This window comes from Pseudomonas sp. E141, from assembly GCF_052659885.1.
The window spans coordinates 4,004,314-4,018,899 of the sequence record NZ_CP084024.1; the positions used below are offsets into that span (position 1 = coordinate 4,004,314).

14 protein-coding genes, 4 tRNA genes and 1 pseudogene are annotated in these 14,586 nt (G+C 60.2%); 6 read left to right on the forward strand and 13 right to left on the reverse strand.

Annotated features, from left to right (window positions below; genetic code table 11):
* The 3 genes from GKKCFE_RS17850 to GKKCFE_RS17860 all read right to left on the reverse strand — a co-directional run bounded on the left by GKKCFE_RS17850 (position 1) and on the right by GKKCFE_RS17860 (position 1,103).
* The gene (locus tag GKKCFE_RS17850; protein WP_047228159.1) at positions 1-531 is read right to left on the reverse strand and encodes an A24 family peptidase; all 531 of its coding nucleotides are present in this window, start codon (positions 529-531) and stop codon (positions 1-3) included.
* Between the two features lie 26 nt (positions 532-557).
* Positions 558-752: a Flp family type IVb pilin gene (locus GKKCFE_RS17855; protein ID WP_047228300.1), complete on the reverse strand. Its 195-nt coding sequence runs from the start codon at positions 750-752 to the stop codon at positions 558-560.
* 156 nt (positions 753-908) lie between these two features.
* Entirely contained in the window at positions 909-1,103 is a 195-nt protein-coding gene (locus GKKCFE_RS17860; protein ID WP_008070254.1) for a Flp family type IVb pilin, read from the reverse strand.
* Positions 1,104-1,395: 292 nt separating this feature from the next.
* On the opposite strand from GKKCFE_RS17860, the gene GKKCFE_RS17865 reads away from it, so the two are divergent.
* Positions 1,396-2,265 (forward strand): response regulator transcription factor, encoded by an 870-nt coding sequence (locus GKKCFE_RS17865; RefSeq protein ID WP_188252034.1) that lies wholly within the window; start codon positions 1,396-1,398, stop codon positions 2,263-2,265.
* A 59-nt stretch (positions 2,266-2,324) separates the two neighbouring features.
* Here the strand turns inward: GKKCFE_RS17865 and GKKCFE_RS17870 are convergent.
* From GKKCFE_RS17870 to GKKCFE_RS17885, 4 genes are all read right to left on the reverse strand, one after another.
* Positions 2,325-2,400: transfer RNA gene (locus GKKCFE_RS17870), tRNA-Gly, on the reverse strand.
* A gap of 3 nt (positions 2,401-2,403) precedes the next feature.
* Positions 2,404-2,479: transfer RNA gene (locus tag GKKCFE_RS17875), tRNA-Glu, on the reverse strand.
* A 105-nt stretch (positions 2,480-2,584) separates the two neighbouring features.
* Positions 2,585-2,660, reverse strand: a tRNA-Gly gene (locus tag GKKCFE_RS17880).
* Positions 2,661-2,662: 2 nt separating this feature from the next.
* Positions 2,663-2,738, reverse strand: a tRNA-Glu gene (locus tag GKKCFE_RS17885).
* Positions 2,739-3,109: 371 nt separating this feature from the next.
* On the opposite strand from GKKCFE_RS17885, the gene GKKCFE_RS17890 reads away from it, so the two are divergent.
* Positions 3,110-3,868, forward strand: coding sequence for a hypothetical protein (locus GKKCFE_RS17890; protein WP_076383820.1), 759 nt, complete (start codon positions 3,110-3,112; stop codon positions 3,866-3,868).
* A 79-nt stretch (positions 3,869-3,947) separates the two neighbouring features.
* Here GKKCFE_RS17890 and GKKCFE_RS17895 read toward each other — a convergent pair whose 3' ends face one another.
* The 4 genes and pseudogenes from GKKCFE_RS17895 to GKKCFE_RS17910 all read right to left on the reverse strand — a co-directional run bounded on the left by GKKCFE_RS17895 (position 3,948) and on the right by GKKCFE_RS17910 (position 8,388).
* Positions 3,948-4,829 carry a methyl-accepting chemotaxis protein gene (locus GKKCFE_RS17895; protein WP_370695205.1) on the reverse strand — a complete coding sequence of 294 codons (882 nt, stop codon included), beginning with the start codon at positions 4,827-4,829 and terminating at the stop codon, positions 3,948-3,950.
* A gap of 27 nt (positions 4,830-4,856) precedes the next feature.
* A pseudogene (locus tag GKKCFE_RS17900) lies at positions 4,857-5,912 on the reverse strand (HAMP domain-containing protein); the annotation flags it as partial.
* Positions 5,913-6,022: 110 nt separating this feature from the next.
* Positions 6,023-7,420: an aminotransferase-like domain-containing protein gene (locus GKKCFE_RS17905; RefSeq protein WP_160893095.1), complete on the reverse strand. Its 1,398-nt coding sequence runs from the start codon at positions 7,418-7,420 to the stop codon at positions 6,023-6,025.
* 206 nt (positions 7,421-7,626) lie between these two features.
* Positions 7,627-8,388 carry an SDR family oxidoreductase gene (locus tag GKKCFE_RS17910; RefSeq protein WP_047230352.1) on the reverse strand — a complete coding sequence of 254 codons (762 nt, stop codon included), beginning with the start codon at positions 8,386-8,388 and terminating at the stop codon, positions 7,627-7,629.
* Between the two features lie 226 nt (positions 8,389-8,614).
* Here GKKCFE_RS17910 and GKKCFE_RS17915 point away from each other — a divergent pair, with 226 nt between their 5' ends.
* Positions 8,615-9,619, forward strand: coding sequence for an NADP-dependent oxidoreductase (locus tag GKKCFE_RS17915; protein ID WP_445576916.1), 1,005 nt, complete (start codon positions 8,615-8,617; stop codon positions 9,617-9,619).
* Between the two features lie 121 nt (positions 9,620-9,740).
* Here GKKCFE_RS17915 and pyrF read toward each other — a convergent pair whose 3' ends face one another.
* The gene (gene pyrF / locus GKKCFE_RS17920) at positions 9,741-10,439 is read right to left on the reverse strand and encodes an orotidine-5'-phosphate decarboxylase (protein WP_160893102.1); all 699 of its coding nucleotides are present in this window, start codon (positions 10,437-10,439) and stop codon (positions 9,741-9,743) included.
* Positions 10,440-10,730: 291 nt separating this feature from the next.
* On the opposite strand from pyrF, the gene GKKCFE_RS17925 reads away from it, so the two are divergent.
* The 3 genes from GKKCFE_RS17925 to xopAW all read left to right on the forward strand — a co-directional run bounded on the left by GKKCFE_RS17925 (position 10,731) and on the right by xopAW (position 13,400).
* Positions 10,731-11,489 (forward strand): response regulator, encoded by a 759-nt coding sequence (locus GKKCFE_RS17925; RefSeq protein WP_047230350.1) that lies wholly within the window; start codon positions 10,731-10,733, stop codon positions 11,487-11,489.
* Positions 11,489-12,532, forward strand: a complete 1,044-nt coding sequence (locus GKKCFE_RS17930; RefSeq protein ID WP_445576917.1) for a sensor histidine kinase — start codon at positions 11,489-11,491, stop codon at positions 12,530-12,532. The genes GKKCFE_RS17925 and GKKCFE_RS17930 overlap by 1 nt, the downstream gene beginning before the upstream one ends.
* A gap of 142 nt (positions 12,533-12,674) precedes the next feature.
* The gene (gene xopAW / locus GKKCFE_RS17935; protein WP_445576918.1) at positions 12,675-13,400 is read left to right on the forward strand and encodes a XopAW family type III secretion system calcium-binding effector; all 726 of its coding nucleotides are present in this window, start codon (positions 12,675-12,677) and stop codon (positions 13,398-13,400) included.
* Positions 13,401-13,517: 117 nt separating this feature from the next.
* On the opposite strand, the gene GKKCFE_RS17940 is transcribed toward xopAW, so the two are convergent.
* Positions 13,518-14,555, reverse strand: coding sequence for an AI-2E family transporter (locus GKKCFE_RS17940; RefSeq protein WP_047230347.1), 1,038 nt, complete (start codon positions 14,553-14,555; stop codon positions 13,518-13,520).
* Positions 14,556-14,586: the final 31 nt, after the last annotated feature.

Genomic DNA, 14,586 nt, shown 5'->3' on the forward strand with positions numbered 1-14,586 from the left:
CTAGACTCCCCAGCCATCGGCAATCAGCTGCCAGTAGACGCTGTTCAAGGTGCCGATCAGGATCGCGATCGAATAAGGAAAAGGTTTGCCGGCCACTTCATCCGCGGTAGGTGCCAGGTAAGCCTGGGCCCGCACAATCAGCCAGTAACGCTGGAGGGTCTGGAGCAACTGACCGCGGGCCAGCACGATCAGAAAACCGCACACGCCACCAGCAATCAGACTGAACAGCGCAGCCCACAATGCGTAATGAACCGGCAGGAAACTGCCCACCATGGCCATCAACTTGACGTCTCCGGCGGCCATGCCACCCACCGCATACATGGGCAAAAACAGCGCAAAACAGACCAGCATGCCCAGCAGGCTGTCGCCCGTTCCGCTGATCCCACCTGTATAAGTCTGACCGGCCAAACCCAAGGCCAGGCCCAACAGGACCAGCGTGTTGGGGATGCGGTGGCGAAGCAAATCGCTCACCACCGCCACACCCAGCAGTCCTAGCAGCAGCACCGTCGACACCAGCAATTCCATGGACATGGCGCGTCTCCCTGTTGCAGTTATCGTTAGCAGGCCACGTTGCCGTTGACGGCCTGGCACAGCGCACGGATCTTGGTGTCCACCGCGCCGCCCAGAAGAACGAAGGCTGCCGCCACCAACACCGTGATCAAACCTCCCGCGACGGCGTATTCAACAATGGTCAGGCCATCTTCATCTTTGGCGAACCGGCTGATCGAAGTTCTTATTGTGTGCAGAGTCATTTTTTTCACCTCACCTTTGAATAAAGGTTGTAACGCCATGAACTGAGTTGTCGGGGACAACGCCAAGTCCATTTGAGTGATTCGTTGTACTCACAGCAAAAGAGTCGCAAGCGAGGCTTCCTTGAAAGCTGCCGTGTCCCCGCGCAGTTATCGCTATCAGCAGGCAACGTTGCCGTTGACGGCCTGGCACAGCGCGCGGATCTTGGTATTCACGGCACCGCCCAGAAGAACGAAGGCGGCGGCCACCAACACCGTAATCAACCCACCGGCCACGGCGTATTCCACAATGGTCAGGCCGTCTTCATCTTTGGCGAACTTCAGCACCGAAGCCTTGATTGTTTGAAGAGTCATTTTGCGCACCTCATCAGGGTTGTTTTCAGAGGCAGTACATTTGCAACTGCCTGATGCAACCCTAGTCAGCGGGTGGGGATAGCCGTTAGGAGGATTTTGCACATCGCTAGGATTATTTTGCGGGGGGAGCCAGGCATGCCTTGCGATTGCAACTCGCAACGATTCGCGCTCTGGCGTTCTGAGCATACGGCGCTTAAAAAACCGGCTTTTTATAAAAAATTATTCGGCGAAGTGATGGCACATTGGCAATACTGCTAGCTTAAGGGCAGTCGCAACGCTGAGTGGTAAGCACATGCCGTCGAATCTGACCAGAAAGCCAAAGCTGTTGTGGTTCGATCTGACTCACGATCGGTCCACCCCGGAACTTGTCAGCCAGTTCGAGGACACTTGCGACTGCACCCAGGCAAAAGATGCCCTGCTGCCCGGCGGGGAACAGGCGGACATGATCTGCATCCATTTCGATCGCCCGGATACGCCGGGCCTGAGGCGGTTACTGGAGATCAAACGCACCGTCCCTGCCACTCCCATCACCATGTTCACCGTGCAGCACTCCGAAGAACTGGCGGTCTGGGCCATGCGCTCGAGTGTGTGGGAATACATGGTACTGCCCCTGTCAGCCACAGAGAGGAAGCGCTACCTGACTGCCCTGGTGCAATTATGCGAGTTACGCCGCCACACCTGTGGCCCGCGCAAGACTTCGTTGATCGACCACGCGCCAACCCTGCCAGACAGCATCCGCCTGACCTCGGGGCACCAGAAACACCAGGCCCTGAGCCATATCATGCTGTACATCGACCAACATTTTCGCGACAGCATCGATCAGCGGGACCTGGCCAAGCGATGCGGCATGACCACGTTTCGCTTCAGCCGTGTGTTCAAGGAAGCCAACGGGCTTGGCTTCACCGATTACGTGCTGAACAAACGCATGAGCTTTGCCAAGGAACTGCTCGACAATAGCCAGATGCCTATCACCAGCATCGGCTATGAGGCCGGGTTCAAGGATCCCTCCTACTTCGCCCGCGCCTTCAAGCAGTACGCCAACTGCACACCCAGTGAATACCGCCTGGCGCGGCAGATGCGAACAATGATTCCCGCTCCCGAGCTGCCGGAAAACGAGCGTGCAGACGCACTTGAGAGCCTGGTGGAGAGCCTCGAAGATTGAAGCACGCTTTTTTCACGGACGAAAAAAACGCCGCTCAATGAGCGGCGTTTTTTTGAATTTGGAGCGGGAAACGAGACTCGAACTCGCGACCCCGACCTTGGCAAGGTCGTGCTCTACCAACTGAGCTATTCCCGCAAATGGCGTCCCCTAGGGGACTCGAACCCCTGTTACCGCCGTGAAAGGGCGGTGTCCTAGGCCACTAGACGAAGGGGACACGCTGCCCGGAACACATGGTGTGTGTTCCAGTGCCCAGATCCGTACCCGAAGATATCGATTCTGGTTTCACTCAGCCCTGCCCGAAGGCAACGCTGTTTAAAATTGGAGCGGGAAACGAGACTCGAACTCGCGACCCCGACCTTGGCAAGGTCGTGCTCTACCAACTGAGCTATTCCCGCATTGGCGTCCCCTAGGGGACTCGAACCCCTGTTACCGCCGTGAAAGGGCGGTGTCCTAGGCCACTAGACGAAGGGGACACACGTACAACATTCACTGCTTATCGCGTTTGGCTAAGTGCTTTACGCTGTAAGTGGCGCGCATTCTATGGATGGATTGCTGGGTCGTCAACCCCCAGATATAAATTTATTTAAATCAATGACTTCGCCCGGTTTAGGGGCTGTTCGCACATTTTGCCCGTCCAGTCTCTGGCGCCTATATTCTGTCATCCGCCAAGACGTTATAGTCGTGTCCGACAAATAGTGGCAATGTGCATCCATATTCGCCGCACTTCCATACGCAGCGCCACGCCTGTCTAATCGCATCGCACAGGCCTATGCGCTTAAAAGCCAAGCCACTACACTCTTGATATGCGAACCCCAATAAAGAGGTCTTACCGGTGACACCACTCATGATCACCCTGCTCGTCGTAGCCGGGATCGCACTGTTGATCGCCATTGGCTACATGAACCATGTGGTGGAAAACAACAAGCTGGAAAAGGCCCGTACCAAGATTGAACTCAACGACCGCTTGCGTCGTTGTGGCGAGCTCACTGAAACCTTTCCCGGACAATTGATGACCCCGGCCCTGAAGCTGTTGATCACGCGTCTTGAGATCAACGTCTGCCAGCGCCTGCTGAACCTGGAGAAAACCAATACAGCGGTCAAGGCGCGCCTGGACGAACTGAATGCGCTGGCCGCCCAGGGTGAATCGATTCCGGTGAACAACCCACCGGCACCGATCCAGACCGAAGCCAAGGCCAAGGATGTGCGGTTTCTGCTCGAGGCCCTTCACGGTCAGATTACCCGCGCCGCCCAGGATGGTTTCCTGCCGCCCAACGAAGCCAAGCGCTGGATCCGCGAAGTGCGACACATCCTGGTGCTGTTGCACATCGAGTTCTTCAATAATCTCGGCCAACACGCCTTGCAGCAAGAACAACCGGGGCAGGCCCGCCTGGCGTTCGAACGGGGTGTGCAGTACCTGCGCAAGCAACAGGAACCGCAGGTCTATGCCGAACAACTGGACTACCTGGAAAAACTCCTGGCCCGCGCCAATGCCATGGTTCTGGCCAGCACCCAGCCGGTCGAAGGCGAAGTCAACCAGTTGACCGAAGGGCTGAAGGACGCCGAAGTAAACGACGAGTGGAAGAAGAAGAAGGTTTACGACTGATATTCGGGTTAGGCTCTCAAGCCTGACTCCTGTGTAGCGAGGTGATTTATCCCCTCGCTACACAGGGTCCGTCGACAGCTCACAGCCTGAAATGCCCCACCATCCCCTTGAGCTCAACCCCTAGCTGCGCCAGCTCAATGCTCGACGCGGCATTGCCCTGCATCGCCAGGGAAGATTGATCGGCACTGGCGCGGATGCTGGTGACACTGCGGTTGATCTCTTCAGCCACCGAACTCTGTTGCTCGGCCGCCGCGGCAATTTGCTGATTCATCTGCTGGATCAGCGACACCGCCGCCGCAATGCTCCCCAGGGCGCTTTCGGTTTGCAGGGCATCACTGACCGCCATCTTCACCAGCTCGCCACTGCTCTGGATCTGCTGCACGGAGGTCTGGGCTGCTGAGCGCAAGGCGCTCACCAGGCGTTCGATTTCCTCGGTGGACTGTTGCGTGCGCTTGGCCAAGGCCCGCACTTCATCGGCCACCACCGCAAAGCCCCTGCCCTGCTCACCGGCCCTGGCCGCTTCGATGGCCGCATTGAGCGCCAGCAAGTTGGTCTGCTCAGCCACGCTCTTGATCACGCTCAACACCGTGCCAATGTTCTGGATCTCAGCGCTGAGGCTTTCGATACTGCTGCTGGCTGAAGTGGCCGAGTCGGCCAATTGTTCAATGCGCACCATGCTCTGACGCACCACCTGCTGACCGCTTTCAACCTTATCGTCGGCGGTCTGGGCCGCCTGGGCCGCCTCTTCGGCATTGCGCGCCACGTCGTGCACGGTGGCGGTCATCTGGTTCATGGCCGTGGCGACCTGTTCGGTCTCCTCCTTCTGGCTGCTGACCTCCAGGTTGGTCTGCTCGGTCACGGCCGACAGCGATTGGGCGGAGTTGGCCAACTGTTCGATACCGGCCTGCAAACCGCTGACGATACTGCTCAGGCCCGCCCCCATCTGTTGCATGGCGAGCATCAGTTGACCGATCTCATCCTGGCGCGTCACCTGCACCGTTGCACTCAAGTCGCCCGAGGCAATCTGCTGTGCAACACGGATGACGCTGCGCAACGGCCCGACGATCAACCGGGTAATGACCCAGGCCGCAATCAGTCCCACCAGCAGCGCCAGGGCCGACGAGCCGATGATCAGCAGCGAATTCTTCTTCAGTTCCGTCTGCATGGCACCATCCTCGGCGGTGTAAGCCTGGTCAACCCGCTCCACTACCTGGGAGGCACGCTCGTGCAGTTGCTGGTAGACGATTTTCTCCTGGGCCAGCAGGCCGGTGTATTCAGCGAGTTTTTCGTTGAAACCAGCGATATGCCCGGCCACTTCGTTAAGCACGGTCTGGTATCCCGGGTCCTTGACGGTGGTCTTGAGCACCTCGGCCTGCTTCATGGCTTGCTCGGCCTGTTCGATAGTGCCCTGCCCGCCCTCTTCAGAACCTTTGCGGCTTTGATCCAGGCGTACCCGCGCTTCGTTCATGGCCTGCAACATCAACCGAGACACTTCGCTGACCTGATTGGCTTGCTCAATGAACTCGCCGCCCTCCTTGCCTTCGGACTCTTTCAGGGTATAAGCGCCATCATCTGCCAGGCCCGCTTGCAGCACATCCAGGTTATTGGCAACGCTGGACACTGACCAACTGGCCATTTCCAGTGCCAGATCCTTGCTCTGGCTCAACTCGACGAATTCGTCGAACGCCTTGCGATAAGCCGCCAAGGCTTGCTCCACGTCGTTCATCACCGGCACGTTGGCCGCCGATTGCGCCTTGAGCTCGTTGGCCTGGGCAATCAGTCCGTCCACGCCCAGCCGCAAGGCATCGACCGTTTTCGGGTCCGAGCGCAAGGCGTATTCCTGCTCAAGCAGGCGGACCTTGAGCAAGCCGCTATTGAGGGATGACATCTGTTTCAGGCCATCGAAACGATAGCTGATGGTCTGCAGGGACCAGACACCGATGGCCGCCACCACGGCGGTAAGCAGCAGCACCAGGACAAACCCCAGGCCCAGTTTCTTTGCCATACCCAGGTTGGCAAAACGTCTTTGCACGGCCGAAATCATTGCGCCCAGTCCTCTGCCAGTGTGTGTTGATTGCAGATTCGCAACGAGATGCCCTGTAACACAAGATGCTGGCGTCGGAATAATGGCAAAAAGCTACAGCGCCGTCGTTTTCAGGACAATTGAGGTCGATCCAGAGCCGCCGCGCGGAAGAATGCCTGGGCCCTCGAATCGCAGGCGTGGGCCACGTTGATCCGCAGCCAGTCGCTGACAGCACCCGACGGGCTGAACGCTGTACGAGAAGAAAGCACCACACCGAACCGCTTGGCCAAGCGCTGCAATGCAGCGTAGTCGCATAACGGTGGACGCGCCCAAATGAACAGCCCGCCGGCCGGCCTGCCAAACACTTCCCAATCCGCATCCTCTAGCACCTGCAACACCGCTGCCATGTCGGCACTCAAACGCTGGCGCTGACGCTGGACCAGTTTGCGATAGGCGCCGCTGGCCAGAAGATTGGCCAGCACTGACTCACAGAAGCGTGAACTGCCCATGCTGGTAATGCCCTTGACGTCCCTCAAGCGTGCGATGACAGACGATCCGGCCACGACGAAACCGACTCGCAATGAGCTGCTCAGGGTTTTCGAGAAGCTGCCCACGTACACCACGTCGGTATCCAGCGCTGCCAGTCGGGTCCGGGTTGAGTTCTGGAAGTCGGCATAGACATCGTCTTCGACCACCAACATGGCGTGTTTTTTCGCCAGTTGCAGCAGTTGCTGGGCCACGACCGGGGCCAGGCTGCTGCCGGTCGGGTTGTGGCAGGCGCTGTTGACGAACAGGGCGCTGGGCCGGTGCGTCGCCAAGAGACATTGGAGTGCATCGACGTCCGGGCCGCGCGGAGTCCTGGGCAGTTCGATCATGTCGATGCCATGAAACCTGAGCAGGTCGAACAGCTTCGAATACCCCGGACTCTCCACCACAACGCAGCATCCAGGCTCAAGCAGTGTGCGCACAATCAGGTCCAGACCGTGGGTCGCGCCCGTGGTGGTCAGGATCAGGTTCTTATCGGCGTGGATATTGAATTGTTTCAGGCGCCTGGACAGTTGCTCCCGCAGAGCGGGCAGCCCCATCGGCGTACTGTAACTGAACAGTCCTGCCATATCGGTGCGGGTGACTTGACGGATCGCGTAGCCCAGATCATCGCTTTCGCGCCAACTCTCGGGCAGCCCGCCACAGCCGAGCTTCAGCTCCCACTGCGAGTTCTGGGGCACGCTGTCTTGGGTGATCTGCACGTCTTCCAGCCAGTCTTTGTCGGAGGGCTCGTAGCTGGACGACGGAGGCGGCGCGACAAAAAAACCCGAACCATGGCGCGCCGCCAACACCCCTTGGGCCACCAGGCGTTCACACGCCTCGTTGACACTGGACTGACTGAGCAGATTCTCCCGGGCCAATTGGCGAATGGAGGGCAGTCGGGTTCCCGGTTGCACCGCATCCTGTCGAATCCAGCCGGCCAGCGCGTCGACAATTTGCTGCACGACAGGCACCAGGGCCTGCCGGTCGATTCTCAACTCCATGAGTAACCAAGCTCCTAAGCAACTGTTTTATCTCTGGAAACAGTTAAGCACAGGCCGTCTCTGGACGATGTACGACAACGTCACCAAAACGGTCGATTCTCACCCTTTGAAACACATTCAGGGGCTGACACGGGGCATTTTTAACCCCCAAAGAAAAAGCCCACAACAAGTGCGGGCCTAGTCCTACACGCTAAATACAACGTTCTTCAGAAAGCCGTGACGCCGCCGTCCACCGCCAATGAATGACCGGTGGTGAATGCAGCGCCATCGCTGCACAAATACAGCACCGCGCTGGCGATCTCCTCGACCTTGCCGATGCGTCCTACCGGGTGCATGGCGTTGGCGAACTCACCTTTTTTCGGATCCGCTTCATAGGCACGACGGAACATGTCGGTGTCGATTACCGCCGGGCAAACCGCGTTCACGCGGATTTTCTTCTTGGCGTATTCAATCGCCGCCGATTTGGTCAGACCGATCACCGCGTGCTTGGACGCTGCATAAATGCTCATCTTCGGCGCCGCCCCCAGACCCGCTACCGAGGCGGTATTGACGATGGCACCGCCCCCTTGGGCCAGCAGCAAAGGCAATTGATACTTCATGCACAGCCAGACGCCCTTCACATTGACGCCCATGATGGCGTCGAACTCATCGAGGGTGCCGTCGGCCAGCTTGCCCTTTTCGATTTCGATCCCGGCGTTATTGAAGGCGTAATCCAGCCGGCCATAGGCATTGATCACTTCGCTCATCAGGTTCTGCACGTCGCTTTCCAGCGTTACGTCGCAGCGCACGAACAGCGCTTCACCGCCCGCCTCGCGAATCGACTGCACTGTGCCTTCGCCGCCCGCCACGTCCAGGTCGGCCGCCACCACTTTCAGGCCCTCTGCCGCAAATGCCTGGGCGGTCGCACGGCCAATGCCCGCGGCTGCGCCCGTGACCACGGCGACCTGTCCGGAAAACGTCATGCTCATTGTCAAATCCTCGAAGAGTGCGGGAGATGACGCCAGTCTAGTCACAGGTCCGGACGATGCGGCAGCACTATCCAATTGCCGTTTGGGTATTCATGGGCGCCAGTGATAACGGCCCCGGCGCCATTATCACTGGGCTCGATCGAACTGCATTCGCTGCATCAGCAAACCTTGCGACAAACGCTTCGAAGGTCTATCAACAAGGCTTCATTCATCTTGAGTGCCAGCCATGACTGCCCAGACCAATCGCCAGTTCCTGCTCGCCAAACGCCCGGTAGGCCCTGCGACCCGCGAGACTTTCACCTATCAGCAAGTACCGGTCGGCGAGCCGGCAGCCGGCCAGATTCTGGTGAAGAACGAATATCTGTCCCTGGATCCGGCCATGCGCGGCTGGATGAACGAAGGCAAGTCTTACATCCCGCCGGTAGGCATTGGAGAAGTGATGCGCGCCTTGGGCGTAGGCCAGGTAGTCGCCTCGAACAACCCGGCCTTCGCGGTCGGTGACTACGTCAACGGTGCGCTGGGTGTGCAGGATTATTTCCTCGGCGAGCCGCGTGGTTTCTACAAGGTTGATCCGAAACTGGCGCCATTACCGCGCTACTTGTCAGCATTGGGCATGACCGGCATGACCGCCTATTTCGCCCTGCTGGACGTGGGCGCGCCCAAGGCCGGCGAGACAGTAGTGCTCTCGGGTGCCGCCGGTGCGGTGGGCAGCATCGCCGGGCAGATCGCCAAGATCAAAGGTTGCCGCGTGGTGGGCATCGCCGGCGGGGCTGACAAATGCAAATTCCTGATCGATGAACTGGGCTTCGATGGCGCCATCGACTACAAGAATGAAGACGTCCATGCCGGTCTCAAGCGTGAATGCCCCAAAGGCGTGGATGTGTACTTCGACAACGTCGGCGGCGACATCCTCGATGCGGTGCTCAGCCGCTTGAACCTCAAGGCCCGCGTAGTGATCTGCGGTGCCATCAGCCAGTACAACAACAAAGAAGCGGTGAAAGGCCCGGCCAACTACTTGTCGCTGCTGGTCAACCGGGCGCGCATGGAAGGCTTCGTGGTCATGGACTACGCCTCTCAGTTCGCCGCCGCCGGGCAGGAAATGGCCGGCTGGATGGCCAAGGGGCAGCTCAAGAGCAAGGAAGACATCGTTGAAGGACTGGAGACATTCCCCGAGACGCTGACCAAATTGTTCAGTGGGGAGAATTTCGGGAAGTTGGTATTGAAGGTCTAGTCACAAAAACACCTGTGGGAGCGGGCTTGCTCGCGAAGGCGGATTGTCAGGCGCCATTTATGCCAACTGACACACCGCTTTCGCGAGCAAGCCCGCTCCCACAAGGGATCTTCAGGTCTGATCAGGCCAGTTCGGCGACTACGGCCGCCAGTGCCTTGGCAGGATCAGCCGCCTGGCTGATCGGTCGGCCGATCACCAGGTAGTCGGAACCGGCATCCAGTGCCTGACGCGGGGTCAGGATGCGGCGTTGATCGTCCTGGGCGCTGCCCGCCGGACGAATCCCCGGGGTCACCAGTTGCAGCGACGGGTGCGCCGCTTTCAGGGCGCTGGCCTCCAAGGCCGAGCAGACCAGACCGTCCAGGCCAGCCTTCTGCGCCAGCGCCGCCAGGCGCAGCACCTGTTCCTGAGGCTCGATATCCAGGCCGATACCGGCCAAGTCCTCGCGCTCCATGCTGGTCAGCACGGTCACGCCGATCAGCAACGGCTTCGGCCCGCTGCGCTGATCCAGCACTTCACGGCAGGCCGCCATCATGCGCAGGCCGCCGGAGCAATGCACGTTGACCATCCACACCCCCATTTCGGCGGCCGCCTTGACGGCCATGGCGGTGGTATTGGGAATATCGTGGAATTTCAAATCCAGGAATACTTCAAAACCCTTGTCACGCAGGGTCCCGACAATTTCCGAAGCGCAACTGGTGAACAGCTCCTTGCCGACTTTGACCCGGCACAGCTTGGGGTCCAACTGGTCGGCCAGCTTCAGGGCGGCGTCACGGGTAGGGAAATCCAAGGCAACGATGATGGGCGTCTGGCAGGCGGACATGAGTGGGCTCTCAGGCAAGTCGAAATCGGCGCGCATTGTAGCGGAACCAGCGCCCGTGCGGGACCCGATGATCGGTAAATCCTCATCGCGTCCGGACAGCATGGACGATGCCGGCCTTTGTGTCGAAGTCGATACACTCATGACACGCGCACAACACGCCGGCACGCTACCGTCTGGCGCCGCACCCCCGTCCTTTCAGCGCTTCACGCCTAGCGGCACGAAGCCTATGCTGAAGCCTCAACCTCGCCGCCTTCTTTGCGGTTGGCAGCCTATCTGGCAGATGATGCATCCATGCAGAACACCCCTGTTGCAAATTCTGACGATCAAAAAGCGCCCGACGATGACAAGCGCTGGAGTACCCGGGCGTTGATCGTCGATGACGATGTGCCGATCCGCGAGCTGCTGATCGACTACCTGGCCCGTTTCAACATACGCGCCAGCGGCGTGAACGATGGCGCGGCCATGCGCCGGGCGATGCAGGCCGAGCATTTCGACGTGGTTGTGCTCGACCTGATGCTGCCGGGCGAAGACGGCTTGCAATTGTGTCGCTGGCTGCGCGCCGAATCGGACATCCCGATCCTGATGCTCACCGCCCGGTGCGAGCCCACCGACCGCATCATCGGCCTGGAACTGGGCGCCGACGATTACATGGCCAAGCCGTTCGAACCCAGGGAACTGGTGGCGCGGATCCAGACGATCCTGCGCCGGGTACGCGACGACCGCACCGAGCAACGGGCCAATATTCGCTTCGATAACTGGCGACTCAACAGCGTACTGCGCCAGTTGATCTCCGCCGACGGGCTGGTGGTGCCGCTGTCCAACGCCGAGTTCCGGCTGTTGTGGGTATTCATCGAACGACCGCGCCGGGTACTGAGCCGCGAACAGTTGCTGGACGCCGCCCGTGGGCGCTCCATCGAGGCGTTCGACCGCAGCATCGATCTGCTGGTGTCGCGCCTGCGCCAAAAGCTGGGTGACGACCCCAAGGCGCCGCAACTGATCAAGACCGTGCGCGGCGAAGGCTACCTGTTCGACGCCCGGGACATCGGCTGATGCGCTTGCGCCTCGACACCTTGTTCGGCCGCCTGTTTGGCGTGCTGTTACTGGCGATCGTCCTGGCGCACCTGTTGGCCTTTGCCTGGTTTTCTCAATACGACAAACCGCCTTTGGGGCCACCCCCCGAATTTTCCCGGCAAGGCCAGCACCCTGGGCCCACGGGGCCCCCACCCAACCGCCCTGCGCGCCCATGGTTAGGTGGGCCGGTGGTACCGCTGACGTTTCAGTTTGTGTGCCTGATCGTCGCCGCCTGGTACGGCGCCAAACTGCTGACCCGGCCAATCCAGCGCCTGAGCGATGCCGCCGAACGCCTGAGCGAAAACCTCGACAGCCCACCGTTGGAAGAAACCGGCCCTCGGGAGGCCCGCCAGGCTGCCCATACGTTCAACCTCATGCAACAGCGAATTCGCGAGCAGGTGCAGCAGCGTTCGCGCATGCTCGGTGCGGTATCCCATGACCTGCGCACTCCGCTTTCACGGCTCAAGCTGCGCCTGGAACAGATCGATGACATCAAGCTGCAGGGCCAGATGCGTCAGGACCTGAACGATATGATTGGCATGCTCGACGCCACCCTCACCTACCTGCACGAGCAACGCACCAGCGAAGCGCTGCAATGGATGGACGTGCAGGCGTTGGTGGAATCGCTGAGCGAAAACGCCCAGGACCAGGGTGCCGACGTGCAAGCCAGCGGTGGTTGCGCGCCGTTACAGGTGCAGCCGATGGCGTTGCGCTCGTGTATCAACAACCTCATGGACAATGCCTTGCGCTACGCCGGCCATGCGTTGATTACGCTGCAAGACCAGCGCGACCAGGTAGTGATTCGGGTGATTGACCACGGCCCCGGGATTGCGGCGGATAAACGCGAAGCAGTGTTCGAGCCCTTCTATCGCCTGGAAGGCTCACGCAACCGCAACTCCGGCGGTGTCGGCCTGGGCATGACCATCGCCAGGGAAGCCGCCGAACGCTTGGGCGGGCAATTGAGCCTGGAAGAAACGCCAGGGGGTGGATTGACGGCAGTGATCCGCTTGCCCCGCGCCTGAAACCACCTCAATCCCATGTGGGAGCGCCGGGGGCTGAGTTTGTACACCCGCCGGTACAAACTCCACACACCCACGACAACTGCCCCGCCGACGCTGCATAAGCCGGTGCACCCACCGGCATTCCAGCCCAAGGAGAGCGCCCATGATCGGTAGCGTCAGCAGTTACTCGCCCTATACCAGCACCAGCAGTACCGCGACCAGCAGTGCCCGCAGCCAGCAGTTTCAAAAGGAGCTGCTCAGCAAACTCGACAGCAACGCCGACGGCTCGGTCGATCAGGAAGAATTGAGCACGGCCCTGTCGCAGAAGAGTGACGACGGCATCCTGGTCAGCCTGAGCGACAATTTCAGCGACCTGGACAGCGACAGTAGCGGCGACCTGAGCAGTGATGAGATAGCCGCGATGGCGCCACCGCCTCCGCCGCCACGGGACCAGGAACCGACGACCGAACTGGCCGATGCGCTGCTCAGCGCCCTGGACGCCGACGGTGATGGCGAGGTAAGTAGCGAGGAGCTGAGCAATGGTCTGGCGAGCGCCGGCAGCACTGCCGACAGCCAGGAACTGTTCTCGGCCCTGGACGAGAATGAAGACGGTACCGTCAGCCTCGACGAACTCGCCGCCAGCCTCCCCCCGCCACCGCCACAACAGGCCTCCAGTGAGGCGTTGTTCAGCCAGCTCGATGCCGATGGTCAGAGCAACACCGGCACCAGCGAACTGACCAGCGCGGTACAGGCCAACCGCACCAGCGACAGCTCCACCGACCAGACCAATGTCAGTGAAGCGCTGAACAGGATGATCGCCAACCTCAGTCGACAATACTCGCTGGATGATGTCGCCCCCGTGGGGAAATACCTGAACGTGGCGACGTGATTGACCGGCAAGCCTGGTTTTTCAGAGCCAGGCTTGCCTGCTGGATCGAAGCCCATTGGTGGCGAGGGGATCTATCCCCTCACTACAAAAAGGTTGGTGCTGGTCTCAGGAGTGGGGTTATCGCGCCTGGCTCTTGCTCCAGTCCGTCAGCAAGCTGTAGGCCACCGCCAGCAGGGTCGGGCCAATGAACAGTCCGATGAAGCCGAAGGCAATCAAGCCACCGAACACCCCCAGCAATACGATCACCAACGGCAGGTTTCCGCCACGGCTGATCAGGTAGGGTTTGAGCACGTTGTCCACACCGCTGATGATGAAGGTGCCCCAGATCCCCAGGAACACCGCCATCCCGTATTCTCCCTTCCACACCAGCCACGCCGTGGCGGGGATCCAGACCAGGGGCGGCCCCATGGGAATCAGGCTGAGCAGGAAGGTGACGATGCCCAGCACCAATGCCCCCGGTACGCCAGCGATCAGGAAACCAATCAGCGCCAGCACCGCCTGGGCCGCCGCGGTGCCGATCACGCCGTTGACCACACGCTGCACCGTACCGGCCACCAGTTCGATGTAGTAACCGGCACGGTCGCCGATCAGACGCTCCAGCAACCCGTGCACGAACACCGCCAGGCGCGGGCCGTCACGGTAAAAAAAGAACACGAACACAATGCTCAGGGTCAGTTCGAGAATGCCACCGCCGATTTGGGCACTGCGAGCCAGCAGCCAGTTGCCGACCTGACCCAGGTACGGCCTGACGGACACCATCATGGCTGCACCTTGCTGATCGATGCTGTTCCAGATGCCCACCAACCGCCCACCCACCAGCGGTAAGCCCGCCAGCCATACCGGGGGATCAGGCAGGCCATCGACCTGCACGTTCTTGATAAATGCCGTGGCGTCGCGTACATGATCAGCCAGGTTGAAGCCCAGCCACACCAGCGGCACCGCCACCAGCACCATCCAGCCCACGGTCAGCAAAGCCGCCGCCAGCGACTCACGACCATTGACCCAGCGGGTCAACAGGCGCATCAGCGGCCAACTGGCAAACGCCAGCACCGCGCCCCAGAACAGCGCCGACCAGAACGGAGCCATCACCCAGAAGCTTGCACCGAACAACACCAGGAGCAGGATCTGCACCAACAGCCGATCGTTATTGAGCATGTCAGGTCTCGAAATAAAAACAGGGCCGGGC